Origin of the sequence: Chitinophaga lutea, from assembly GCF_003813775.1 — a bacterium.
GTDB lineage: Bacteria > Bacteroidota > Bacteroidia > Chitinophagales > Chitinophagaceae > Chitinophaga > Chitinophaga lutea.
In genome coordinates, this window is record NZ_RPDH01000001.1 from 947,082 (window position 1) to 970,329 (window position 23,248).

General features: G+C 55.1%; 17 protein-coding genes. 12 read left to right on the top strand and 5 right to left on the bottom strand.

The genetic code is table 11. From position 1 onward, the window contains the following. Window positions 1-3 precede the first annotated feature (3 nt). From EGT74_RS03705 to EGT74_RS03715, 3 genes are read left to right on the top strand one after another with little or no spacing between them, the layout of a single operon-like run. On the top strand, window positions 4-1,470 hold the full coding sequence (locus tag EGT74_RS03705; RefSeq protein ID WP_123845183.1) for a RagB/SusD family nutrient uptake outer membrane protein: 1,467 nt from the start codon (window positions 4-6) through the stop codon (window positions 1,468-1,470). Between the two features lie 12 nt (window positions 1,471-1,482). Continuing rightward, on the top strand, window positions 1,483-2,637 hold the full coding sequence (locus EGT74_RS03710; RefSeq protein WP_123845184.1) for a TlpA disulfide reductase family protein: 1,155 nt from the start codon (window positions 1,483-1,485) through the stop codon (window positions 2,635-2,637). A gap of 16 nt (window positions 2,638-2,653) precedes the next feature. Then, complete coding sequence (locus EGT74_RS03715) at window positions 2,654-3,784, top strand: TlpA disulfide reductase family protein (protein ID WP_123845185.1); 1,131 nt, start codon at window positions 2,654-2,656, stop codon at window positions 3,782-3,784. Window positions 3,785-3,852: 68 nt separating this feature from the next. Here the strand turns inward: EGT74_RS03715 and EGT74_RS03720 are convergent, their stop codons facing one another. Beyond that, complete coding sequence (locus tag EGT74_RS03720) at window positions 3,853-5,616, bottom strand: RagB/SusD family nutrient uptake outer membrane protein (protein WP_220392804.1); 1,764 nt, start codon at window positions 5,614-5,616, stop codon at window positions 3,853-3,855. Between the two features lie 18 nt (window positions 5,617-5,634). Next, window positions 5,635-8,874: a SusC/RagA family TonB-linked outer membrane protein gene (locus tag EGT74_RS03725; RefSeq protein WP_123845186.1), complete on the bottom strand. Its 3,240-nt coding sequence runs from the start codon at window positions 8,872-8,874 to the stop codon at window positions 5,635-5,637. A 496-nt stretch (window positions 8,875-9,370) separates the two neighbouring features. Between EGT74_RS03725 and EGT74_RS03730 the strand changes: the two genes are divergently transcribed. The 3 genes from EGT74_RS03730 to EGT74_RS03740 all read left to right on the top strand — a co-directional run bounded on the left by EGT74_RS03730 (window position 9,371) and on the right by EGT74_RS03740 (window position 13,041). Then, complete coding sequence (locus EGT74_RS03730; RefSeq protein WP_123845187.1) at window positions 9,371-10,372, top strand: ligase-associated DNA damage response exonuclease; 1,002 nt, start codon at window positions 9,371-9,373, stop codon at window positions 10,370-10,372. A gap of 3 nt (window positions 10,373-10,375) precedes the next feature. Beyond that, a complete protein-coding gene (locus tag EGT74_RS03735; protein ID WP_123845188.1) occupies window positions 10,376-11,977 on the top strand; it encodes an ATP-dependent DNA ligase in 1,602 nt (533 codons plus the stop codon). Window positions 11,978-12,225: 248 nt separating this feature from the next. Next, window positions 12,226-13,041 (top strand): sulfite exporter TauE/SafE family protein, encoded by an 816-nt coding sequence (locus EGT74_RS03740; protein ID WP_123845189.1) that lies wholly within the window; start codon window positions 12,226-12,228, stop codon window positions 13,039-13,041. Window positions 13,042-13,302: 261 nt separating this feature from the next. Here the strand turns inward: EGT74_RS03740 and EGT74_RS03745 are convergent, their stop codons facing one another. Then, window positions 13,303-14,625 carry an NCS2 family permease gene (locus EGT74_RS03745; protein WP_123845190.1) on the bottom strand — a complete coding sequence of 441 codons (1,323 nt, stop codon included), beginning with the start codon at window positions 14,623-14,625 and terminating at the stop codon, window positions 13,303-13,305. A gap of 46 nt (window positions 14,626-14,671) precedes the next feature. On the opposite strand from EGT74_RS03745, the gene EGT74_RS03750 reads away from it, so the two are divergent. Genes EGT74_RS03750 through pdeM form a run of 3 tightly spaced genes read left to right on the top strand, consistent with a single transcriptional unit; the run spans window position 14,672 to window position 18,194 of the window. Beyond that, window positions 14,672-17,098, top strand: coding sequence for a ligase-associated DNA damage response DEXH box helicase (locus tag EGT74_RS03750; protein ID WP_123845191.1), 2,427 nt, complete (start codon window positions 14,672-14,674; stop codon window positions 17,096-17,098). 24 nt (window positions 17,099-17,122) lie between these two features. After that, window positions 17,123-17,536 (top strand): DUF6157 family protein, encoded by a 414-nt coding sequence (locus EGT74_RS03755; protein WP_123845192.1) that lies wholly within the window; start codon window positions 17,123-17,125, stop codon window positions 17,534-17,536. A gap of 10 nt (window positions 17,537-17,546) precedes the next feature. Then, entirely contained in the window at window positions 17,547-18,194 is a 648-nt protein-coding gene (gene pdeM, locus EGT74_RS03760; RefSeq protein WP_123845193.1) for a ligase-associated DNA damage response endonuclease PdeM, read from the top strand. Between the two features lie 881 nt (window positions 18,195-19,075). Here the strand turns inward: pdeM and EGT74_RS03765 are convergent. Further along, complete coding sequence (locus tag EGT74_RS03765) at window positions 19,076-19,831, bottom strand: XRE family transcriptional regulator (protein WP_123845194.1); 756 nt, start codon at window positions 19,829-19,831, stop codon at window positions 19,076-19,078. A 110-nt stretch (window positions 19,832-19,941) separates the two neighbouring features. On the opposite strand from EGT74_RS03765, the gene EGT74_RS03770 reads away from it, so the two are divergent. Continuing rightward, on the top strand, window positions 19,942-20,403 hold the full coding sequence (locus EGT74_RS03770; protein WP_123845195.1) for a hypothetical protein: 462 nt from the start codon (window positions 19,942-19,944) through the stop codon (window positions 20,401-20,403). An 80-nt stretch (window positions 20,404-20,483) separates the two neighbouring features. On the opposite strand, the gene EGT74_RS03775 is transcribed toward EGT74_RS03770, so the two are convergent. Then, a complete protein-coding gene (locus EGT74_RS03775) occupies window positions 20,484-21,158 on the bottom strand; it encodes an SdpI family protein (protein WP_123845196.1) in 675 nt (224 codons plus the stop codon). A 195-nt stretch (window positions 21,159-21,353) separates the two neighbouring features. Here EGT74_RS03775 and dinB point away from each other — a divergent pair, with 195 nt between their 5' ends. Both dinB and EGT74_RS03785 read left to right on the top strand, forming a co-directional pair. Next, a complete protein-coding gene (gene dinB, locus EGT74_RS03780) occupies window positions 21,354-22,601 on the top strand; it encodes a DNA polymerase IV (RefSeq protein WP_181954728.1) in 1,248 nt (415 codons plus the stop codon). A gap of 185 nt (window positions 22,602-22,786) precedes the next feature. Next, window positions 22,787-23,119, top strand: coding sequence for a hypothetical protein (locus EGT74_RS03785; RefSeq protein ID WP_148089619.1), 333 nt, complete (start codon window positions 22,787-22,789; stop codon window positions 23,117-23,119). Window positions 23,120-23,248: the final 129 nt, after the last annotated feature.

Sequence of the window (23,248 nt, forward strand, 5' to 3'; positions counted from 1 at the left end):
ACCATGAAATTAAGAACAACATACATCGCTATACTGCTGGCTGCGTTGGGAGGTACCAGCGCCTGCAACAAACAACTGGACAAACTGCGGCCGCATAACGTCACTTTTGAAGAGCAGCAGTTTTCATCGCCGGCCGGTTACACCAAAGCCGTATGGGGCGTTTACGCCGGGGTGGCCGGCAGAGCGGTTACGGGCGGCTTCAATTACAACGACATGCAGCTGTTCCTCTCGGAATCGCACGGCAACAACATCCGGGCGCTCGATGCGGCCGTCAATAGATACACCGATGCCTTCAACTATCTCAATTCCGGGGAAAAGGACCTCTCACTTACGTACGATTACTGGAGAGGAAGCTATAGTTGCATGCTGCAGATCAACAAAATCCTGGCACATGTAAAAGACGGGGAAACGAACCCCGAGATCCTCCAGGCCAAAGGCGAGGCATTGTTCCTGCGGGCGTATGTTTATTTTAACCTCGTGCGCCTGTACGGCAGGCCGTATTACCAGAATGCGGCCGGCAATCCGGGTGTGATGCTGATCGTGACCGACAACAACGGCATCAGCTTTGCGCCGCCCCGCGCCACTGTGAAGGAAACGTACAGCCAGGTGGCGGCCGACCTCGAAGCCGCTTTGCCCCTGCTGAAGCAGAACAAAGGCAACAGCTTCGCCGGCAGGTACGCCGCCTTCGCCCTGCTTTCCCGTCTGTATCTTTACATGGGCGGCACTTTCGCGCAACCGGACAATGCCGCTAACCAGAAAGCCAAAGCGTATGCGGATTCTGTTATCCTGAACGGCGGATACACGCTGTTGCAAGGCGCCGCCTATACCGGTTATTATAACAGCGACAACCCGGCCAACAAGGAAGATGTATTTGCCATCAACGCACAATACGCCAACGGCCTTATCAGCAACCTGTACGCCATGCCGTCACAGATCAACTATTCCGGCGGGCTGTACCGCCCTTCCCCCGATCTGCTCGGTTTGCTCAGAAGCAACGACCTGCGCAGGAAGTTCTATGTGAAGAATGTTACGCCGGGCAATCCCAACGATTCGCTGGCCTGCGCGAAGTATATGCTGGGATATGTTTCCCTCTACAGCCAGTCGCCCGCCCGCTACCTGCGCCTCGCCGAAATGTACCTGAACCGGGCGGAAGCCGCAGTGAAAACCGGTGATAACAACACCGCGCTGGCCGATCTGAACACCATCCGCTTGCGCGCCGGCATCGGCGACACTACCGGCCTCAGCGGGCAGGCGCTCTTCGATGAAATCCTCAAACAAAGGCGGCTGGAACTGGCGTTTGAAGGGCACGTCAGCTACGACTATTTCCGCAACGGTTTGCCGATGGTGCGCAACTACGCCTCCGGCAATTCGGGGCCGATGACTATCCAGGCCACCGATCCCAAAGTGGTGATGCGCGTGCCCATCGATGAAATCACCGGCAACCCGAACCTGAAACAGAACGAACAGTAAATTCACATCCATATGCATCAACTCATCACCACCTGCCTGCTGGCCATCGGGATTCCCGGAATAGCCGCCGCGCAGGAGTTTACCCTCTCCGGCACTTTTACCGGCAGCAGCACACCTTATCTGTACCTGCGGTACACCAACGATAAAGGCGTGTGGACGACAGACAGTATCGACGTCAGCAAAACCGGCCGGTTCACTTTCAGGGGAAGCATCGCCGGCCCCGCCCAGGCCAGCCTCACCGGAAAGATGGCCACCCGCAGCATGGACGACCCGAACTTCGTCGACTTCTTCATCGAACCTGCGCAGATGACAGCCACAGTGAAAGAACATGCCTTCAAACAGATCCATATCACCGGCAGCGCCATGCAGGCGGAAATGGACGCGCTCAAGCAGCGGAAGGCGCCGCTGGAAGAAAAATGGAAACCCTTCTTCCGCTCGCTCGATTCGGTCGGCAAAATCGACAACTTCAAGGCGCAGGAAATGAAAGAAGGACTGAAGCCTTACTACGATGAAATGCAAAAGATCGACTTCGCTTACATCGATTCGCATCCGAACGCTTTTCTCACCGCATACCTGCTGAACCGGTACGCTACCAAACTCTCCGCGGAAAAATTATCCGTATATTACAATCAACTGCCCGAACAGGCGAAAACATCGTTCGGCAAAAGGCTCAAAGAAGAACTGGAGCGCAAGAAGCTGGGCGTGGAAGGCACTATCGCAGCCGCATTCAGCACCACCGACATTAACGGCCAGCCGCTGGCGCTCAGCGACTACAAAGGAAAGTATGTACTCCTCGATTTCTGGGCCAGCTGGTGTTTACCCTGCCGCAAAGGCAACCCGCACCTGAAGGAGCTCTACGCCCGCTATAAAAACAAAGGCCTTGAAATCATCGGCGTTTCCGACGACGACAGCAAACCCGAGGCCTGGAAAAAAGCGGTGGCGCAGGACGGCATCGGTATGTGGAAACATGTGTTGCGCGGCCTCGACTGGGATAAAATCCGCAACAACGTACCCAACGAAAAAGACATCTCGAAAAAGTACGGCATCTATTCCCTGCCCACCAAAATCCTCATCGACCCGCAGGGCAAGGTGATCGGGCGGTATGAAGGCGGTGACCAGGACGACGATAAGATGGATGCCAAACTGAAATCCGTATTCGGCCAATAACTATTAAACGTTTCATATGCTCAACAGACATGTTTTAACCCTCGCCATGCTCGCCGCTACCACATTGGCTACCGCAGCGGCCACCGCACAAACCAACACCGTGGTGGAAGGCAAACTGGCCGGTCTGCAGGAAGGCACGGTGGTGTACCTGGCACCGATATTTGCCTCCTCCACCAAACGTGATTCCGTGATCGCCGGTAAAGGCGGCTTCCGTTTTAATATACAGGTAACCGATGGCGACATCTACCTGCTCCAGATTGGAAAAGAGAGGAATGCCGCCGGCAGCGCGCAGTTATTTTACCTGCAACCGGGTACCCTGCAACTGACCGGCCCCGGCCCGTTGTTGACGGATGCCGTTTACAGCGGCAGCAGCTACGCGGCGGATCTGAACAGCCTCGCCAAAGCCGCGAAAACGGAACCGGCTTTCATTGAAGCGGCCGCCCTCGGTAAAGCCATGAACGAAGCGTACCAGCAGAAAGACACGGTAAAGATGAAAGACCTTCAACAGCAATACCGGCGTGTGGATTCCATCAAATCCATTTATTACAGGGAGTGGGTGCGGCAACACCCCGCTTCTCCCGTCAGCGCCATGGTGCTTTCATTTTATCTCCGCGAAACGGATATGGACAAATTGCAGCAGCAGCTCAACCAGCTAACGCCCGCCGCGAAAAAGAACGCGCCCGGTAAAAAGATGCAGCACAGCATCAATGCGTCGAAAGCGACCGCCATCGGCAAGGTGGCGCCGGAGTTCACACAAAACGACACATTGGGCAAACCGGTTTCCCTGAAAGATTTCCGCGGTAAATACGTGCTTATCGATTTCTGGGCCAGCTGGTGCGTGCCCTGCCGCAAAGAGAACCCGGCGGTAGTGAAAGCGTTCAACGCATTCAAAGATAAAAACTTCACCATCCTCAGCGTGTCGCTCGACCGTCAGGATGCAAAAGACAAATGGCTCAAAGCCATCCACGACGACAACCTCACCTGGACGCATGTATCCGACCTGAATTTCTGGGACAACGCGGTATCGCGCCAGTACGATATCCGTTCCATTCCCGCCAACTATCTGCTGGGGCCGGACGGCGTCATCCTCGCCAAGAACCTGCGGGGTGAAGAACTGGAGAAGAAACTGGAAGAAGTGATCAAATAACCGGACAAGACTACAACAAAAAAGGCCGCCTCCATGGAGGCGGCCTTTTTTTATGGCTGCAAGGAATACTACTCCAGCGTAGGGTTAAACGCTCCGCCCCAGTTGTTGTTCTGCACCAGGTTCCTGTTCCTGTCGAGAATATCGCTCTGGATGGGGAAGAAATAATATTTCTCCGGCACCACGTTCACTTTCACACCGGAGCGCGGCACCTGCAGCAGGCTGTACCGGAAGTTGGCTTCCGTCAGCTGGTACGCGGTGGCTTTGGTACGCGCTTCGCTCATGGGCATGTCGGCGCCTCCGGGCTGGATGGCGATGGCTTCCACACCGGTTTTGGTGGTTCCGTCGAGTCGGTTGAGCATGCGCAGGCGGCGCAGGTCCCAGAAGCGGTGCCCTTCGAAACAGAACTCGATGTTCCGCTCCGCAAGAATAGCCTCGCGCATGGCTTCGCGGGTGGTGGCCGTGATGCCGTAATTCCCGGCTGCCCCGGGCTCAATACCGGCGCGCTGGCGGATTTCTTTCAGGATAGCAAGCGCTTCGGCGATCCTGCCGGTTTCATTTGCCGCTTCGGCATAGTTCATCATCACCTCCGCAAAACGCATCAGCACAAAATCCACGTCGTACTGCTGCACTTCCGCCTGTTTGAGGCGCAGCAGGCTGTTTTTGAGGACGAAGAAACCGGTGTAACGGTCGAGGTTGGTGGAGTTCACCCCGGCAACGGGATTCACCCCGAAATCGTCCAGCTCGTGCGCGATGCCCAGCGACGTGTACTGGCGTTTGCCCGCCTTGCCTGACACCTCATACACTTTGCCGTTCCACACCACGGATTTATCGAAACGCGGGTCGCGGTTCTCCCAGTAGCTTTGCAGGAACTGCGCGTCTGTTTTGTAATACAGGCCGGTAGGATCGTTATACAGCTTGCCGTCTTTCATCGGGAAAGTTTTCACAAACTCCCAGGTAGGCGTTGAGTTGGCGGGGCCGCGGCTTTCAGAGCCGGGGCGCACACCATTGTCCCACTCGGTGGTTTTATTCGGATAGGCATTCACCACGGCAAATACCGTTTCGGGGCCTTTTTCCACCAGCGCGATGTCGCTGTAGTTGGTCACCAGGCGGTAACCCTGCGCCTTCAGTTCGTCGTACGCCGTTTTGGCGGCGGTGTAGGCATCGTTCCAGTACGCGTTGTTCCAGGGATTGGAAGGATTGAACTGCGGAGACGCTTTGTACAGCAGCACCTTCGCTTTGAAGGCCATGGCAAAGTTGGCGTCTATTTTCCCATAGTCCGGCGAAGAAGCGAGATGGCGCTTCGGCAGTTTGGCGATGGCTTCGTCGAGATCTTTCACGATCAGTTCGAAGCACTCTTTCGTGGAGTTGCGCGGCGTATGCAGGCTGTCTGTATACCGGTCCTGCGGCTCCGTGATATACGGCACCCCGCCGTAATACGTCACCATTTCGAAATACGTGTAGGCGCGCATGAATTTGGCCTGCGCGGCGATCACGTCTTTCAGCTCCTGCTTCAACCCGCCTTCGGCCACATCCTTGATGGCCTGGTTGATCAGGCGGATGCGGTTGTAATTCCAGATCTTGAATTCACCGTTGGAAATGGTGATACGGTCTGCATACCAGAAAATGCCCGCCAGCTGTTCGCTTTTCTGCTCCAGGCTGGGGCTCCAGTTGCCGAACATCGGGTAGAGGCCCGCCATGTAAGCATTGGCCAGGTTCTCGTCGTTCCAGACCTCGTCCGGGTTATAGTTCTTGAGATCCTTGATGTCGAGCACTTTCTTACAGGAAGCAAACATGCCTGCCAACACCAGTATTATTAAGGTTATCTTTTTCATAATCATCATACTTTACCACTAGAATTTAATATCTGCACCGAAGGTGAAGGCTTTCATGACAGGATAAGAATCGTAGTTCTTCTGTTCGGGATCATGAAACTCCTTCATGGCCGAAAATGCGAACAGGTTGGTGCCGTTGAAGTACACCTGTGCGCTGCTGAGGCGAAGGGCGTTTACCCACGACTTCGGCAGTGAATAGGCCAGGTTCAGCATTTTCAGGCGCAGGTAAGCGCCGTTGCGGATCCAGAAAGAAGACGAACCTGTACCCGATTCGAACCAGTTGTTGCCCACCGGGCGGGGATATTTGCCGTTCGGTGTTTCGGGCGTCCATACATCACCGGCCCAGATGGGATAATAAGGCCGTACGGCGCCGCCGTGCTGGCGCATGCCTTCCCCTTCCTGGTTACTGATGATGCGGTCGTATCCGCTCACTCCCTGGAAAAGCGTTTGCAGCGCGAAGTTTTTGTAAGAGATATTCAGCCCGATGCCGAAGTTGACGCGCGGTGCGGCATTCTCTGACAGCAGCTGGTTATCGTTCCCGTCGATTTTACCGTCGGGGCCGGGTTTGTACCCATCCCCGCGCACGTCTTCAAAAATCAGCCCGCCCAGGTAAGGCTTCCGCCCGAACTGGGTGAAACCCTTCGCCAGCAACTCATCCAGCTGCTCCTGCGTGCGCACGATGCCAAGTGACTTGAGACCGACGATGCGGTTGTGCGGCCGGCCGATCCGGGATTCGAAATTCCGGAAACCTCCGGGGCCGAAGGCGGCAGACTCATCGTAAATATCCCAGCGGTCTTTGGCATAACCCACATTGGCGGTCACGGAATAATTGATCTGGTTACCGGCTGCTTTGTCGCGCCACTCGAGCGACAACTCGCCGCCCCTGTAAGAGCGCGCGGCATAGTTTTCCGGCGCCAGCGCCTGGCCATAGTTGTCCGGCAGCCTTACCAGCCGCGAGCCGAGAATGTCGGTTTCCTTGCGCACGAACACGTCCACACTACCGTTGAGGCGGTTGCGGAGCAGCGCGAAATCGACACCGGCATTGTACGAACGGGAAGTGGTCCACGTCAGGTTCGGGTTGGGCGTGCTGCCCGGCGCAATGGCCTGGTAGAGCCGGTCGCCGAACATATAACTGCCGGAATTCACATACACGGGATGATACTGGAACGCCGCGATCTTTTCCGCATTCACATTCAGGTCGTTCCCCGTGATACCGAAAGACGCGCGCAGCTTGAGGTCGTCGAATGCCTTGGTGAGGCTGCGGAACCACGTTTCTTCAGATACGCGCCAGGCGGCGGATACAGACGGGAAAAAGCCCCAGCGTTTGGTTTCCGGGAAGAGGGTGTTGCCGTCGTACCGGAAAGAAAATTCCGCGATGTAGCGGCTGTCGTAATTATAGTTCAAACGGCCTATCCACGACTGGCGTGCGCCGATGGAATCCCATCCCCCGGAGTTCCTGAACTGCCGGTCGCTGGGATAGGCAAAAAACTGGTCGTATGCCGCCACGGGATTTTCCGCACGGGCCATCGCACCATAGCCGCCCATTTCCGCCTGTTCGAATACCGCCAATGCATCAATGCCGTGTTTGCCGAAGTTCCGGGTGTAGTTCACGAACCAGTTGAACTGGTAGCTCCAGGTGGTATTGATGTCGTAGTTCATGAACGGCTGGTTCTGGCTGAACGTAAAAGTGTTGGTTTTGTTCGGGTCCGGCGCGGCGGGCAGGAAGCGGTTGCCGTCCGGATCCGCCTGGTTGAACACGTAGTTTTTCTGGTAAGTGAGGAAACGCTTGCGCATGTAGTCTTCCCCCACATAGTTGCCGGACACTTTGGTGCTCAGGCCCTTTACGTATTTGTCGAGATTGATGTCGAGCGTAAGGATGCTGCTCATCTCCCGCTGCCGCGTACGGATATACCGGTTGCCGATCACCTGGTCGATCACGCTCCAGGCCTGCCAGCTGCCCATGGGCGTTTGCACGGGATAGGGCGTTACGTAATCGGCCGGCGTTCCGTCGGCTTCCGTGTAGAACGGGTAAGTTTTCGGCCAGTTGAATGTTACGCGGTAGAGGTCGGACACGTCGAAGTCATCGTCGCCGGTGAAAGGCCAGAAAAAGCGGTCGAGATTCTGTTGCGAGCCCGCTATGTTGAGGCTTACCTTGATGGCGTCGCTCACTTTGGCGGTCACGTTGCTGCGCAGGTTGAATTTGTTGTGCGAGAGGTTTTTGTAAGAACCTTCCTCCCCGCGGTAGCTGATGAGCGAATAATACGTAATCCGCTCCGAGCCGCCCGCCACGCTCAGTGAATGACGCTGGCTGTGCGGGTTCTGCCAGATAAAGTCGTGCACGTTGTAGCTCCTGTTCTTAAAATAGTCGAACTCCTCCGGCCCGTTAGGCGGCGCGGTGCCGTTGAACTGCGCTACGCGGTTCTGGTAGATCAGTTCGTCGGTAGCCGTGGTTTTGTCGGACAGCAGTTCCATGGTGGGGCGGTTGGTGGTGTAGTTGGTCTGGAAGTTGAACACCGGCTTCTGGGTAGCGCCCTTTTTAGTGGTCACCAGCACCACGCCGTTGCCCGCGCGGGAACCGTAGATGGACGCCGTGGCCGCATCTTTCAGAAAACTCATCTGGTCTACTTCCGCCGCTTCCAGTGCGTCGAAGTCGGATTTGTCGCGCACTACCCCGTCGATCACATACAGCGGATCGCCGAAGCTGCCGCGGATGCGCACGGCAGAGCTGGCGCCCGCCAGGCCCGAGGTGTTGGTTACGTTCACACCCGGCGCACGGCCCGCGAGGGCGTTAGACAGGTTGGATGGCGCGATGTTCTGGATATCCGCCGATTTGACGGCGGTGATGGCCCCGGTGAGGTTCACCTTTTTCTGCTGGCCGTAACCTACCACCACCAGCTCGTTGAGGCCTTTGGCCGCCATGGCCATCACCACGTCGATGCGTGGTTTGCCCGCAACAGGCACTTCCTGTTGTTCATATCCTACAAAGCGGAATACGAGCACCGCGTCGGCATTCGGAACGCTGAGCGCATACTCGCCGCTGACGTTGGTAACGGTGCCCTGCTGCGTGCCTTTGATGGCAACGGAAACGCCCGGCAGGATGGCGCCCGTGGCGTCGGTTACTTTACCGGTAATGCGCTGGCCGGTCTGCGCCTGTGCGCCCAGTGCCAGGCAACAGAAAAAAAGCAGCAACTGCACTGCTTTGCCCAGGCTTCGCGCGGAGAAACCGGTGCCTCCGGCGCTTGGAATAGTTGAATACATCTCGATGGTTTTATTGGTTGAGAATATGTGCATAGATGGAACAGTGAAAAAAACGGTTGACATGCGTGCAGTGATCACGGCGCTCTTGAGTGGCTCATCGTAACAGGTTTTTTAAAGCGGGAACAACAGGGCATAGCTCCGCCCGGTGGACGTTCGCCCGCAATAATTAAAAGATATATGTCGTGTGTATGCGCGGCGGGCGGTAAGGACATAGCTCCGCCCCGTCAGTCTCTGGCCCGCCTGCAATAATTCATTGATGGAACAAATAGGTTTCCGCAGCTTATAACGACTGCATGGTTTTAGTTGATAGCGTTCACTGCGTTGATATGGCTTCGATTTAAACTCTTAGTGCTTACATACTATCGCCATAAATATAATTCCTGATCCTTCATTTTCATAGTTTTTTTTAACAATTCATTTATTAATAAAGAGTGGCACACAGCTGTTTTATAGACGCGCAGGGCATATCTTTTTTTCTCGTTATCTTCATCATACCATGGAACCCGTACTTACTTTTACGGACAACGGCATTTACTGCCCCGCCGGCGATTTTTACATCGATCCCTGGAAGCCCGTTCCCCGTGCGGTGATCACCCATGCCCATTCCGACCATGCCCGCTGGGGCAACGACCATTACCTCTGCACCAAAGATTCGGTGCCGCTGCTGCAGTTACGGCTGGGAAAGGAGATCAGCGCGCAGGGGCTTTCTTACGGCGAAACGTTGCGGTTCAACAATGTGCAGGTGTCATTTCATCCCGCCGGGCACATGATCGGCTCCGCGCAGGTGAAAGTGACGGTAGACGGGCAGACGTGGGTGGCCAGCGGCGATTACAAAACCGAAAACGACGGTATTTCAGGGGCCTTCGAGCCTGTGAAATGCCATGTGTTCATCACCGAATCCACCTTCGGCCTGCCCATCTACCACTGGAAAACGCAGCAGCAGATCATGAGCGATATACAGGCATGGATATACAAAAACAAACAGGCCGGTAAAAACAGCGTGCTGCTGGCGTACAGCCTCGGGAAGGCACAGCGGCTGATCTATAATCTCCGCGGGGCGGTGGAGCGTTTCCTCGTGCACGGCGCCATTTACAATGCGCACGAAACCCTGTTGCAGCATGGATGGCCCCTGCCACCGGTGGAGCTCATCACGCACGACACGCCGAAGGAACATTTTGCCGACAGCCTGATCATTTCCCCGCCCTCCGCCGCCGACTCCGCCTGGATGCGACGGTTCGCGCCTTATTCGCTGGGCGTGTGCAGCGGGTGGATGCAGGTGAGGGGCAACGCCCGCCGGCAGAACGCCGACGCGGGGTTTGCGATTTCCGATCATGCCGACTGGCAGGGCCTGCTGCAAACCATCCGGCACACCGGTGCGGAAAAAGTATTCGTCACCCACGGTTTCAGCAGCGTGCTGGCCCGGTATCTGCAGGAAAACGGCATAGCGGCGGCGGAAGTCAAAACGGACTATGGCAGCGAAGAAGATACAACCGCGTAAACCATGCAGCATTTTTCACAACTCATCTCCACCCTGGCGCAGCGCACCAAAACCAACGAAAAGCTGGAAGCGGTAAGCCGTTATTTCGCCACGGCCGACGAAAAGGATAAACCATGGGTGCTCGCGCTTTTCAGCGGCCGGCGCCCCAAAAGGGTCGTGAATTCCACCCAGCTCCGGCAGTGGTGCATGGAGGCCACCGGTTTAACGCCCTGGCTGTTTGAAGAGTGTTACCACACCGTGGGCGACCTCGCCGAAACCATCGCGTTGCTGTTGCCGCCGCCGGGCGTCCATACCGGCACACAACCGCTGCACTACTGGCTCGACGCACTGCTGAAACTGGAAAAAGCGCCGGAAGCGGAAAAAGCCGCGTTCATACGCGCAGCCTGGGACCAGATGCAGGCTTCGGAACGTTTTGTGTTCAACAAACTCATCACCGGCGGTTTCCGCATCGGCGTATCGCAAAGCATGATGGTGAACGCGCTCGCGCAAACCTACCAGTTGCCGCCCGCCACCGTGTCGCATCTCATCAGCGGTAACTGGGACCCGCAGCAAACCACCATGGCCGCGTTGCTCAGTGAAGAAAACCGCAATACGGACGATTCGCGGCCCTACCCGTTTTTCCTCGCGTATGCGCTGGAAGTACCGCCGCAGGAGCTGGGAACGCCCGCAGAATGGCAGGCGGAATGGAAATGGGACGGCATCCGCGGGCAGCTCATCCGCCGTAACGGGCAGCTGTTCATCTGGTCGAGAGGAGAAGAACTGATCACCGACAAGTTCCCCGAACTGACGGCGCTCTTTGATTTTCTGCCCGACGGCACGGCGATCGACGGGGAAATACTCACATACGACGAGGCCGCCGGTCATCCCCTGCCCTTCCAGTTCCTGCAAACCCGCATCGGCCGGAAAAACGTCACCAAAAAACAATTGCAGGAAGCCCCCGTCATTTTTTACAGTTACGACCTGCTGGAATGGGAACAGCAGGACCTGCGCGAAAAGCCGCTGGCAGAGCGGCGCGCCCTGCTGGAACAACTGGTAACGGCAGTGCGTCAGCCCGCGTTGAAAATATCGCCCGTTATCCCGTTCGGGGGATGGGAGGAACTGGCCGCGCTGCGGGAACAAGCACGGCACAACGGCAGCGAAGGCATCATGCTGAAAAGAAAAAGCTCCGCTTACCAGGTGGGGCGGCGGCGCGGCGACTGGTGGAAATGGAAGATCGATCCCTATACCGTGGATGCGGTGATGATCTACGCGCAGAAAGGCCACGGCCGGCGCTCGAACCTGTACACCGACTATACCTTCGCCGTAAAAAACGGCGACCAGCTGGTGCCTTTCGCAAAGGCCTATTCCGGCCTCACCGATAAGGAGATCGCCGAAGTGGACAACTGGGTGAAACGCAATTCCCTCGAAAAATTCGGGCCCGTCCGCACCGTGAAACCCGAGCTCGTTTTTGAAATCGCCTTTGAAGGCATCGCCGCTTCCAACCGTCACAAATCAGGCATCGCCCTGCGTTTCCCGCGCATCCACCGCTGGCGGAAAGACAAGCCCGTGGAGGAGATCAATACCCTCGACGACCTCAAACAGCTGCTCAACGGAATCCCCCTTTAGTCTACAGAATTAGTGTCGGAAAACTGATTTACCTTTATTGCGCCGGGGGTAAAACCGGTCACCAGAACATCCTTAATGTGAAGGAACATTAAGGAAAAGGAACCAATTCATACGCAAACCAACATTAAGAAAAAACGCAATTGTTCGCACGCAGGCGACCACCAACCATTGCTATGATATTTGCTTCTTTTTCCCCTTTGCAGCTTCGGATGCTTTGTTAACTATTCACGGAAAATTATCGTTCGGACATGGACCTGCTGTCTGCATTATTATTGGTAGGATTAGGATTTTTCATCGGCACTTTCGGTACCCTGATTGGCGCGGGAGGCGGTTTTATACTCATGCCCCTGTTGCTGCTCATGTACCCTGACATGCCGCCCGATGTGCTCACCAGTATTTCGCTTGCAGTAGTGTGTCTCAACGCCACCTCCGGTTCCATCGCCTATGCCCGTAAAAAAAGGATTGACTACAAATCCGCGCTGATATTCTCGGTGGCTACGCTGCCCGGTTCTGTGCTCGGCGCGATGGCCACTACGGCTATTTCCCGCCATACGTTCAATATGATACTGGGGGGCCTGCTGATGGCCATTGCGATTTTTTTGATGATGAAACCCAAACAGGGCGGCTATTCCGGCCGGGTCAACAAAGGCCGGCTTACCGACCGGCACATCATGGAGCGCAGCGGCGAAGAATACCATTTTTCGTTTAATATCTGGTACGGCATCGGCATCAGTTTCCTCGTCGGTTTCCTCAGCAGCCTGCTGGGTATCGGCGGCGGCATCATCCACGTACCGGCCCTCATCAGCCTGCTCAATTTCCCGATACATATCGCTACCGCCACCTCCCACCTTATCCTGGCTATTATGTCGGCTTCCGGCACCGTGGTGCACATGGTGCAGGGCTCTTTCTGGGAAGGCTGGCAGATTGCCGTAAGCATCGGCATCGGCGTGGTGGCCGGCGCGCAGCTGGGCGCGGGCCTCAGCAGCAAGGTAAAACCCAAGGGCATCATCCTGGCGCTCGCCGGGGCCCTGTTCCTCGTGGGCATCCGCCTGATCTTTGCCTGATCAGCGCAGCAGGAAACTGAGTACAGATAAAATATACCTTTCCAGAATGATTCGGCTGGTTAGTGCGGCAGGGAACGCCATATGAGCCATGAGGAAACACGTACCACCACCGGACTGGCTTGCCTGGGTAATACAGCAGGAAACTCAATATGAGCAATACGAAAAGACGTGCAATCTCCGGGCTGGCTTCCAGATTAGTGCGGTGAAAAACTCAATATGAGCAATGCGGAAATACGTACCGCCACCGGACTGGCTCCCCGATCAATGCAGCAGAAAACTCAATACGAACAATACGGATAAAACATACATCACCGGGCTGATCTTCCTGAACTGCCCGGTGAATACTTTCAGCAGTACGTACGACAGCATGCCGAATACGATGCCCTCCGCGATGCTGTAGGTATAAGGCATCATGACGATGGCCAGGAACGCGGGAATCGCTTCCGTCGTATCGTTGAAATCGATCTTCACGACGGCTCCCATCATCAGCATTCCCACCACAATCAGCGCCGGCGCTGTGGCCGCAGCCGGTATCATGGCGAAAAGCGGCGCGAAAAACAATGCCAGCAAAAACATGCCCGCCACCGTAACCGCTGTAAGGCCCGTTCTGCCGCCGGTGGCAATACCGCTCGCGCTTTCCACGTACGCCGTTACCACGCTGGTGCCCAGCAGTGCGCCCGCTGTAGTGCCTACCGCATCGGCAAAGAGCGCCTGTTTCGCGCGGGGAATGCGGCCCTGCGCATCGAGCAGTCCGGCTTTGCTGCAAAGCCCGATAAGAGTGCCCACGGTATCGAACAGGTTGACCATAAGCAGGGTGAAGAGGATCACCACCATGTCCATCGTAAATATTTTATCGAACTCCAGCTGAAAGGCGATGGGCGACAGGGAAGGCGGCAGGCTCACGATGGAGCCCGATGCCGGCCAGCTGGTGATGCCCAGCGGGATGCCCGCCAGGGTGCCGGCCAGGATACCCAGCAACAGGGCGGCGTTCACTTTTTTGTACATCAGCACCGCGGATACGATCAGGCCCGTGAGCGCGATCAGCGGGCCGGCACTGGTGATGTTCCCGATTTTGAGGATCACCCCGTCGAGCCGCCCCTCTCCCACATGGCGCATCCCCGTTTCGATGATGCCCGCGTTGGCCATGCCGATCAGTGCGATCAGCAGGCCGATGCCGACCGAGATGGCATGTTTGAGATTTTCAGGAATACTGTTGATGATCGCTTCGCGGATGTGGAACAGCGACAGGAAAATAAAGATGATGCCTTCCAGGAAAACAGCCGTGAGTGCAAACTGCCAGCTGTACCCCATGCCCAGCACAATGGTGTAGGCGAAAAAGGCGTTCAGGCCCATGCCCGGTGCGAGGCCGATGGGCAGCCGTGCGTACAGCCCCATCACCAGCGTACCGATCGCCGCCGCCAGCGCCGTGGCGGTGATCAGGGCATTGGCATCCATGCCGGTTTTCGACAATATCATGGGATTGACGGCCAGGATGTAGGCCATGGTGGAGAAAGTGGTGAGCCCCGCCAGCAATTCCTTCCGGACGGTGGTGCCGTTCTCCTGCAAACGAAAAAAATCACGCATGCAGCAAAGGTAGGCTTTGAGCAATTTTTTCCTAATTTCAATCCGCATGAAAAACACACCCGGATGGCAAAAGATAGCGCAGTGGCTGGCAGAGAAAGACCTGAAGCCGTTCGCATTCCAGGAAGAAGCGTGGGAGCACTACCTCCATGGCCGCTCCGGCCTGGTGAACGCCCCTACGGGCTTCGGTAAAACATTTTCATTGTTCCTCGGCGTGGTCATCCGCTGGATCAACGACGGCAGTCCCAAAACCAACGGCCTGCAGATGCTGTGGGTTACCCCGCTCCGGGCACTGGCCAAAGACATCGGCCGCGCCATGGAAGAAGCCCTCCACGAACTGCGCATTCCCTGGAAAGTGGGCATCCGCAGCGGCGACACGGCTACCAGCGAACGCGAACAACAGAAGCGCCGCATGCCGGAAATACTGATCATCACGCCTGAATCCATTCACATCCTGCTTGCGCAGAAAGAATATTACAAACGTTTCGAAGGCCTGCATACCGTCGTGATCGACGAGTGGCACGAACTGCTCGGCAGTAAACGCGGCGTACTGGTGGAGCTGGGCCTCAGCCGCCTCCGCGGGCTGCAGCCTGCCCTGCAGACCTGGGGCATTTCCGCCACCATCGGCAACCTCGACGAAGCGCTCGACGTGCTCATGGGCAACACGCCGGTGGAGCGGGCCATCGTGCGGGCCACGGTGAGCAAAGCCATCGAAGTGCATTGCATCCTGCCCGATGAAATCGAAAAATATCCCTGGGCCGGCCACCTCGGCATCCGGCTGTTGCACAAGATCATGCCCGTGATCGAAAAGAGCCGCACCACGCTGCTGTTCACCAACACCCGCGGGCAATCCGAGATCTGGTACCAGCAAATCCTGAAAGCCTACCCTGAAATGGCCGGCGTGATGGCCCTGCACCATGGCTCCATCGACGCCGAACTGCGCATCTGGGTGGAAGATGCCCTGCACACCGGCACCCTCAAACTGGTGGTATGCACCTCCAGCCTCGACCTGGGCGTGGATTTCAGGCCGGTCGATACCGTCATCCAGGTAGGCAGCCCCAAGGGCGTAGCCCGCTTCCTGCAGCGCGCCGGCCGGAGCGGCCACCAGCCAGACGCCGTGAGCCACATCTGGTTCCTCCCCACCCACTCGCTGGAACTGGTGGAAGCCGCCGCGCTGAAAGACGCCATGAAAGAAAACCTCATCGAAAGCCGCATGCCCGTTGTGCTGGCGTACGATGTGCTGCTGCAATACCTGATGACGCTCGCCGTATCCGACGGTTTCAATGCCGCCGAAATATGGGCCGAAGTGAAATCCACCTTCTGTTACCGCGAGCTGGAGCCCGAAGAATGGCAGTGGATGCTCGCGTTCATGACTACCGGCGGGGAAGCCCTCAACAGTTACGACGAGTTCCGGAAACTGCACCTGGTGGGCGACCGCTACTATTGCGTAAGCCGCCAGCTGGCCATGCGCCACCGCCTGCACATCGGCACCATCGTAAGCGACGCCATGCTCAAAGTGCGGTATATGACCGGCGGTTTCATCGGCCTCATCGAAGAATATTTCATTTCCCGCCTTTCGCCCGGCGACAGCTTCAGCCTCAGCGGCAACAACCTGGAGTTCGTGATGATCAAGGATATGACGGTGCTGGTGCGCAAATCCAAATCCAAAAAGAGCATCGTTCCCAGCTGGAACGGCGGCCGCATGCCCCTTTCGGCCAACCTCGGCATGATGCTGCGCCGCAAGTTCCACGAAGCCATGAACGGCATTGCGCAGGAAGAGGAAATCACTATCCTGCGGCCGCTCTTCGACCTGCAGCAAATGCTCTCCCACATCCCGCAGGAAAACGAACTGCTGCTCGAACAGATCGAAACCAAAGATGGTTACCACCTCTTTGTATTTCCCTTCGAAGGCAGGCTGGTGCACGAAGTGATGGCCGCGCTGCTCGCCTGGCGCATCAGCCAGCAGCACCCGATCTCGTTTTCGATTGCCATGAACGACTACGGCTTCGAACTGCTGTCTGACCAGCCCATCCCGGTAGACGATACCAATGCCCAGGAACTGTTTTCCCCCGAAAACCTGACGGCCGACCTGCAAAGCAGCGTGAACGCCACCGAAATGGCGCGCCGCAAATTCAGGGACATTGCCGTCATCGCCGGGTTGATTTTCCAGGGTTACCCCGGTAAACACAAGGCCAACCGGCACCTGCAATCGTCCGCGTCACTGCTGTTCAACGTTTTCCACGATTACGACCCGCAGAACCTCCTGTTGCGGCAGGCGTTCAATGAGGCGTTTTTTTACCAGATGGAAGAAGCACGCCTTCGCGACACGCTGGAGCGTATCGCGAAACAGCAGATCGTGATCACCTTCCCGCAGCGGCTGACACCTTTCTGCTTCCCCATTAAAGTCGACAGTCTCCGCGAACAGCTCACCAGCGAAAAGCTGGAAGACCGCATCAAAAAAATGATCGTGTGGTGAGATTTCAATAAATTTGGGACGGATATGAAAACGACCAATTATATCAACACCTTCATCGAGGTGGCGGAAGATTGTCCCGTAACGGAGGCAGAAGTGCCCACCCCGCGCGGCGAGGCTAAAACCGCCGCCAGCATTCAGTTCGAGACGGTGATCGATCATCCGTACAGGTTCACGTCTGACGATGTGCTGTTCAAGGTATACGCCATCAAGAACAATATCAACGGCGCCGCCGCGCTCGCCGCCGAAAGGGAAAAATTCTTCTCGAAGGGGCAGCCCTGCATGCGTGCCTCCCCGCTTACCAAGCGGTACGGCTGGGGCGTGCACAGCGACGCCAGCGGTAAAATCGCGCTGTATGCCCTCGGGTCGCCGGAGTATAAAAAACTGGCGAAAGACAAAAGTGTTGAACATGTAAAAGCCATGCGTTCCAAGCGCGGGTAAAGGATAACTTGTGGAGGATATTACATTTGATTTCAGGGGTCATAGCTGGCGGCTTTCAGCCGGAAGGGCCGTTTATTGGAAAGCGGAGAACACGCTGATTGTGGCTGACCTCCATGTGGGAAAATCCGCGCATTTCAGGAAGGCAGGCATTGCCGTGCCGGCCAACATCGTACAGGAAGATTTGTATCGCCTGCAGCGGCTCATCACACAATACCGGCCCCTGCGCATCATTGTGGTGGGTGATATGTTCCACAGCTCCGCCAACAACGAAGTGCAGTATTTCAAACTCTGGCGGCAGCAGTTCCCCCATATCATTTTCGACCTGGTCACCGGCAACCACGACATTATGGATCCGGCGGTCTACGCTTCCCTCGACATCCGCCTGCACGATTTCCTCGAGATGCAGGATATTTATTTCATACATGATGCCGAAGACAAGCCCGCTGTACTAAGCAGTTATGTCTTGTCCGGGCACATTCACCCCGGTGTGCGGATGGTGGGATACGGGCGGCAGAGTTTGCGCCTGCCGTGTTTTTATTTCGGTGCGGAGGTGGCGGTGCTGCCTGCGTTCAGTGAGTTTACAGGCACTTACACGATGGAAAGGGAGCCCGCGGCGGAGGTGTTTGTGATTGCGGAGAGGAAGGTGTTGCGGGTGTAGGGAGCACGCCCATCCGGGAAGGTAAATTCATCTCTTCTGCAATATTCAAGATTACATTTCTGCTACATTTCTTCTTGATAATCATACGCAGTTTCTCTGGGCGAAGGATGATTGCATCAATATAAAAAGTGCCGGAACAACTTCCGGCACTGCTTAATGGCTAACTTGGGGAGAAACAACGGCTGGGGGAACAACGATGAAACGTATTACGCTGATAGGCGTCATACTTACGGTTAACGAACAACGATGAAGGCGACGCCCAATTATTCACACCTGGGCGAAATTCTTCAGGCTCTAACAAACAATTTCAGAAAACGATGGCTGTTGGTTGCTTATTGCAATTCCGTTGAACTGACATGTATCAATGCATTGCTTAAAGTAACTGATCAATGCTTGTCTATTTTCACCACCTCACCAACCCGAAACCCCATCCCTGCATTGACTGCTAACGAAAACGATGGCTATTTTCAACTTTACGGAAACTGCATTTCCAAGGTAACAAACGGGGCACTCTTCACTTTTCACCACCTCACCAACCCGAAACCCCATCCCTGCATTGACAGCTGACGGAAACGATGGCTATTTTCAACTTTACGGAAACTGCATTTCCAGGGTAACAAACGGGCATCTTCACTTTTCACCACCTCACCAACCCGAAACCCCATCCCTGCATTGACAGCTGACGGAAAACTGGTGGTTATTGCCGCTTATTGCGACGTCTACGTGTTTAACGGGCATCTGCGGAAAGATGGAAACCGGCAGTTGTTTACTGCTTATCACAACGCCAAAGCCGCAACAGCAAACGCATCGCGTTTCACAGCAAACAACACCGGTAAGGTTCCCTTAAGACCTTGGTGCATTCTTCCGGCCTGTAACGGGTATTAATTCTTCATTTGTTTTTTGAGCATGCTCACCTGTTCCTGCAGCTGGCTGACCATCCCTGCGAGGTGGTTTACGCTCATACGGTGCTGCTGGCCCATTTTCTGGATCACGGCGTCGGCCTGCCAGATTTCGAGCACTTCGTCCATATTGACGGGATACGGATCATATTGCGGGTTATCCGATACGAGGGTTACTTTGCTTTTGGAACGGTTGCTTTTTACCACTCTTTTATACACGATACCTTCGCGGTTGGTCACCACGATGTACGCCTCATTGTTCCGGATATCCTCCCAGCCGTCCACTTTGTGACATACCACCACGGAGCCGGATGGCGTGGGCAACATGGAATCACCGGCGATCTCGAACGCGCGGTAACTGCCTGCCCCCAGCATGGGCAGCGTGAAGGTGTTCAGCTCTTCAATGAACTCATCGTCATTGAAGCCGGCCAGGTAACCGGCCGCCGCTTTGACGGGCACAAACACCACGTTCTGACGTGAGCTGTTGCCCAGCTTCTGCTGACGGCGCCGCTCCAGGAAGCTTTCTTTCTGCGAGCTCAGGTCGCGGCGCAACAGATCGTCGATGGATACACGAAACATATCGCTGACCTGCTCCAGTACTTCCGTACGGGGCTCCGCCCTTTCTTCTTCATACGCCCCAAGCAGGGAACGTTTGATGTTGAGGCGGTCGGCAAATTCCTGCTGCGTCCAGCCCTTTTGCTTGCGCAGGTATTTCAGATTACGGCAAACAGTAGACATCCCTAAATTATTTAGTACAACAATGCTAACAAAATTAGCAATTATTTTTTGTATTTACCAAATTATTCTCCAGGCAAGGCTTATTTTTGTTCCGGACAAACTCAATTCTTATGCAAACTGTTTTAGGTATTCACTCCATCGTAAGGTGGCTGATACTGCTCTTCGGGCTCTGGGCCGTTATTCGTGCAATCATCGGCGTTAGCAGCAAATCCGCTTATGGCGGCGCCGATACCAAGGCCGGTCTTTTTTTCATGATATTCCTCGACATCCAGTTCCTGGTGGGTATTATCCTCCTGTTCATCAGCCCCATCACCCAAAGCGCCTTCGGCGACATGGGCGCGGCCATGGGCAATAAAGGCCTCCGCTTTTACACCGTGGAACATGAAATACTGGGATTGGCGGCAGTTGCACTGGTGCACATCGGCCGCAGCAAAATCAAAAAGCTGACGGACGACGCCAGAAAACATAAAACCGCGCTGATCTTCTTCGGCATCGCAATGGTGCTCATCCTGGCCCTGATCCCCTGGCCGGGCCGCGAAGTAGTGGGCAGAGCGCTGTTCCCTTCTTTCTGATCATTGTCAAACGCATAAAAAAAAGTAAGGACCGTCTATCTGATACGGTCCTTACTTTTTTTATCCCGGGGACGCTTGCCTTATCCCTGTGTTTTATAAAATAAACGGTAAGAATAAATGTACGGCAGCGCAGCCAGCGCGCCGGCCGCAAAAATAAAGAGGAATACGCCGCTCACCACAGTGAGGAACATCCCCGCCACGATGATGACAATCCCCCCGTACAGCCACAACTTCCCTGCCATATCGTGCGTTTCCACCCAGATATCCACACTTTTCAGCGTCCATGGCGTACGGACACCCACAAAATTATTGGGCTTCAGATGCCGCAGGTACACGCCGATGAAGGAAACCATCAGCCCCACCCCGATAAACACCCATTTTTCCAGGAAAATACCGCGCCCGACGCTTACGAGGTAAATAATAACGGTTGTAAACACCGCCAGGTAAATATGTATACGGAATCGTATACGGTAATAATCCCGTATATGCTCCGGCGTCTGCTCGGGATGCACATCGTCCTCTTCCGGCTTTGGAATGTAACGGAACAAGGCGTAAAGCAGGAAATTGGTAAAAAAGAGGAAAATCATCAGCAACAGGAATTCGCCTTTGTCACCCACCCTGTCGGGCACCCCGTTCAGGTTATAGTTGGTGGGAATGGTTTCAGGAAGGCTGCCCCAGATAATGCCGAGATAAATCATGGGGCCAAGCAGCAGGGCGAGCAGGAGGAACTCCTTGACATAATCCGGATGTTTCATGAGTCATATTTTTTTGGTCATTCAACGCCAGGCGTCAACACTCTTTCCGGTAAAAAACCAGGGGAGGAATGTCACAGCTGGTGGATTAGTTCTCTACTAATACTACATCCTTCGTGCCAAAAAGTTCAAAAATAACATACTAACAACTTTAGCTTTACTAATATTTTTAGTATTTTCGTTGTAAACAAAAGGTATATGCTGCTGGATGGCCAAAGGACGATTGCTCATTTTGACATGGATTGTTTTTTCGTCTCCGTGGAATGTCTGAAAGACCGGAGCCTGAAAGGCAAACCGCTCCTCGTGGGCGGGCGGGGCGACCGTGGCGTGGTGGCAGCCTGCAGCTATGAGGCGCGCACCTTCGGCATTCACTCCGCCATGCCCATGAAAATGGCGCTGCGCTTATGTCCGCATGCGATCGTGCGCGGCGGCGATGCGGAGGAATACAGCCGCTTCTCCGCGGAAGTGACCGCCATGATCTCCGAGGAAGCGCCTTTGTATGAAAAGTCGTCGATCGACGAGTTTTACCTCGACCTCACCGGCATGGACAAATATTTTGGTACCATGAAATGGACCAGCGAATTAAGGCAGAAGATTATCCGGAAAACCCAGCTGCCGATCTCCCTGGGGCTGGCCTCCAATAAAATGGTGTCGAAAGTGGCCACCAACGAGGCCAAGCCTAACGGGCAGCTCTCCATTCCCTTTGGGGACGAAAAAACATTCCTCGCCCCCATGGCCGTGGATAAAATCCCGATGGTAGGGAAAGAAACAGCCGCCCAATTACGGCGGCGCGGCGTGGAAACGGTGAAAACCCTCAGCGAGATCCCCATCGGCCTGCTGGAAGCCTGGCTGGGCAAAAACGGCATCTCGTTATGGAAAAAAGCCAACGGGATCGACGAAACGCCCGTCATCCCCTATCACGAACAGAAATCCATTTCAACGGAAAATACTTTTTCCTCCGATACGATCGACCTGCAATTCCTGCACAGCGAACTGGTACGGATGACGGAGAAAATCGGTTTCGAGCTGCGGCAGCAGGACCGCCTCACCGGCTGTATCACGGTAAAAATCCGGTATTCGGATTTCGAAACGGTCACCAAACAGATGAGTATTCCCTATACGTCGAGCGACCATGTGCTGCTGGAAAAAGTGAAGGAACTGTTTCACAAGCTGTACGACCGCCGTCTGCTCGTACGGCTGATCGGGGTGCGTTTCAGCCATCTCGTGTCCGGCAATTACCAGATCAGCCTGTTCGAGGATACACATGAAATGATTTCACTCTATCAGGCGATCGACAGCATCAAAAGCCAGTTCGGTTGGGAATTCATCATGCGCGGCAGCAGCAGCGCGCCGAGATTCGAGCCCGGCCTGCAACCGTTTATGAAAGAAAAAGCGCCGGTGAAGGAGGCCGTTTTCAAACGGCGGTATCCGGGTTGGGGAAGATGAAGGGATGATTCTTCAACGTATGAAATGAAGGTTCGTTCTACCGGTGATATCAGAAACCTGACCGGATAAATGTACTGTGAGAGCAGGCTTTGGATCGGAAGAAATGAAGACGTTCTTTCTGCCGGTGACGTCAGGAAGGTTCGTCGGGCAAAAGTACAGGGAGACGAGGTTTGGGATTGGAAGAAATGAAGACGTTCTTTCTACCGGCGACATCAGGAAGGTTCGTCGGGCAAAAGTACAGGGAGACGAGGTTTGGGATTGGAAGAAATGAAGACGTTCTTTCTACCGGCGACATCAGGAAGGTTCGTCGGGCAAAAGTACAGGTGAGACGAGGTTTGGGATTGGAAGAAATGAAGGCGTTCTTTCTACCGGCGACATCAGGAAGGTTCGTCGGGCAAAAGTACAGTGAGACGAGGTTTGGGATTGGAAGAAATGAAGGCGTTCTTTCTACCGGCGACATCAGGAAGGTTCGTCGGGCAAAAGTACAGGGAGACGAGGTTTGGGATTGGAAGAAATGAAAGCGTTCTTTCGTCCAGTGGTAACAGAAAGGTTCGTCGGGCAAAATACAGATGAGACGAGGTTTTGGATTGAAGGAAATGAAGGCGCTCTTTCTGCCGGTGGCAACAGGAAGATTCTTCGGGAAAAAG

Coding starts and splice junctions, on each gene's coding strand:
- EGT74_RS03705 (WP_123845183.1), top strand. CDS start 4: ATGAAATTAAGAACAACATACATCGCTATACTGCTGGCTGCGTTGGGA.
- EGT74_RS03710 (WP_123845184.1), top strand. CDS start 1,483: ATGCATCAACTCATCACCACCTGCCTGCTGGCCATCGGGATTCCCGGA.
- EGT74_RS03715 (WP_123845185.1), top strand. CDS start 2,654: ATGCTCAACAGACATGTTTTAACCCTCGCCATGCTCGCCGCTACCACA.
- EGT74_RS03720 (WP_220392804.1), bottom strand. CDS start 5,616: ATGAAAAAGATAACCTTAATAATACTGGTGTTGGCAGGCATGTTTGCT.
- EGT74_RS03725 (WP_123845186.1), bottom strand. CDS start 8,874: ATGTATTCAACTATTCCAAGCGCCGGAGGCACCGGTTTCTCCGCGCGA.
- EGT74_RS03730 (WP_123845187.1), top strand. CDS start 9,371: ATGGAACCCGTACTTACTTTTACGGACAACGGCATTTACTGCCCCGCC.
- EGT74_RS03735 (WP_123845188.1), top strand. CDS start 10,376: ATGCAGCATTTTTCACAACTCATCTCCACCCTGGCGCAGCGCACCAAA.
- EGT74_RS03740 (WP_123845189.1), top strand. CDS start 12,226: ATGGACCTGCTGTCTGCATTATTATTGGTAGGATTAGGATTTTTCATC.
- EGT74_RS03745 (WP_123845190.1), bottom strand. CDS start 14,625: ATGCGTGATTTTTTTCGTTTGCAGGAGAACGGCACCACCGTCCGGAAG.
- EGT74_RS03750 (WP_123845191.1), top strand. CDS start 14,672: ATGAAAAACACACCCGGATGGCAAAAGATAGCGCAGTGGCTGGCAGAG.
- EGT74_RS03755 (WP_123845192.1), top strand. CDS start 17,123: ATGAAAACGACCAATTATATCAACACCTTCATCGAGGTGGCGGAAGAT.
- EGT74_RS03765 (WP_123845194.1), bottom strand. CDS start 19,831: ATGTCTACTGTTTGCCGTAATCTGAAATACCTGCGCAAGCAAAAGGGC.
- EGT74_RS03770 (WP_123845195.1), top strand. CDS start 19,942: ATGCAAACTGTTTTAGGTATTCACTCCATCGTAAGGTGGCTGATACTG.
- EGT74_RS03775 (WP_123845196.1), bottom strand. CDS start 21,158: ATGAAACATCCGGATTATGTCAAGGAGTTCCTCCTGCTCGCCCTGCTG.
- dinB (WP_181954728.1), top strand. CDS start 21,354: ATGCTGCTGGATGGCCAAAGGACGATTGCTCATTTTGACATGGATTGT.
- EGT74_RS03785 (WP_148089619.1), top strand. CDS start 22,787: ATGAAGACGTTCTTTCTACCGGCGACATCAGGAAGGTTCGTCGGGCAA.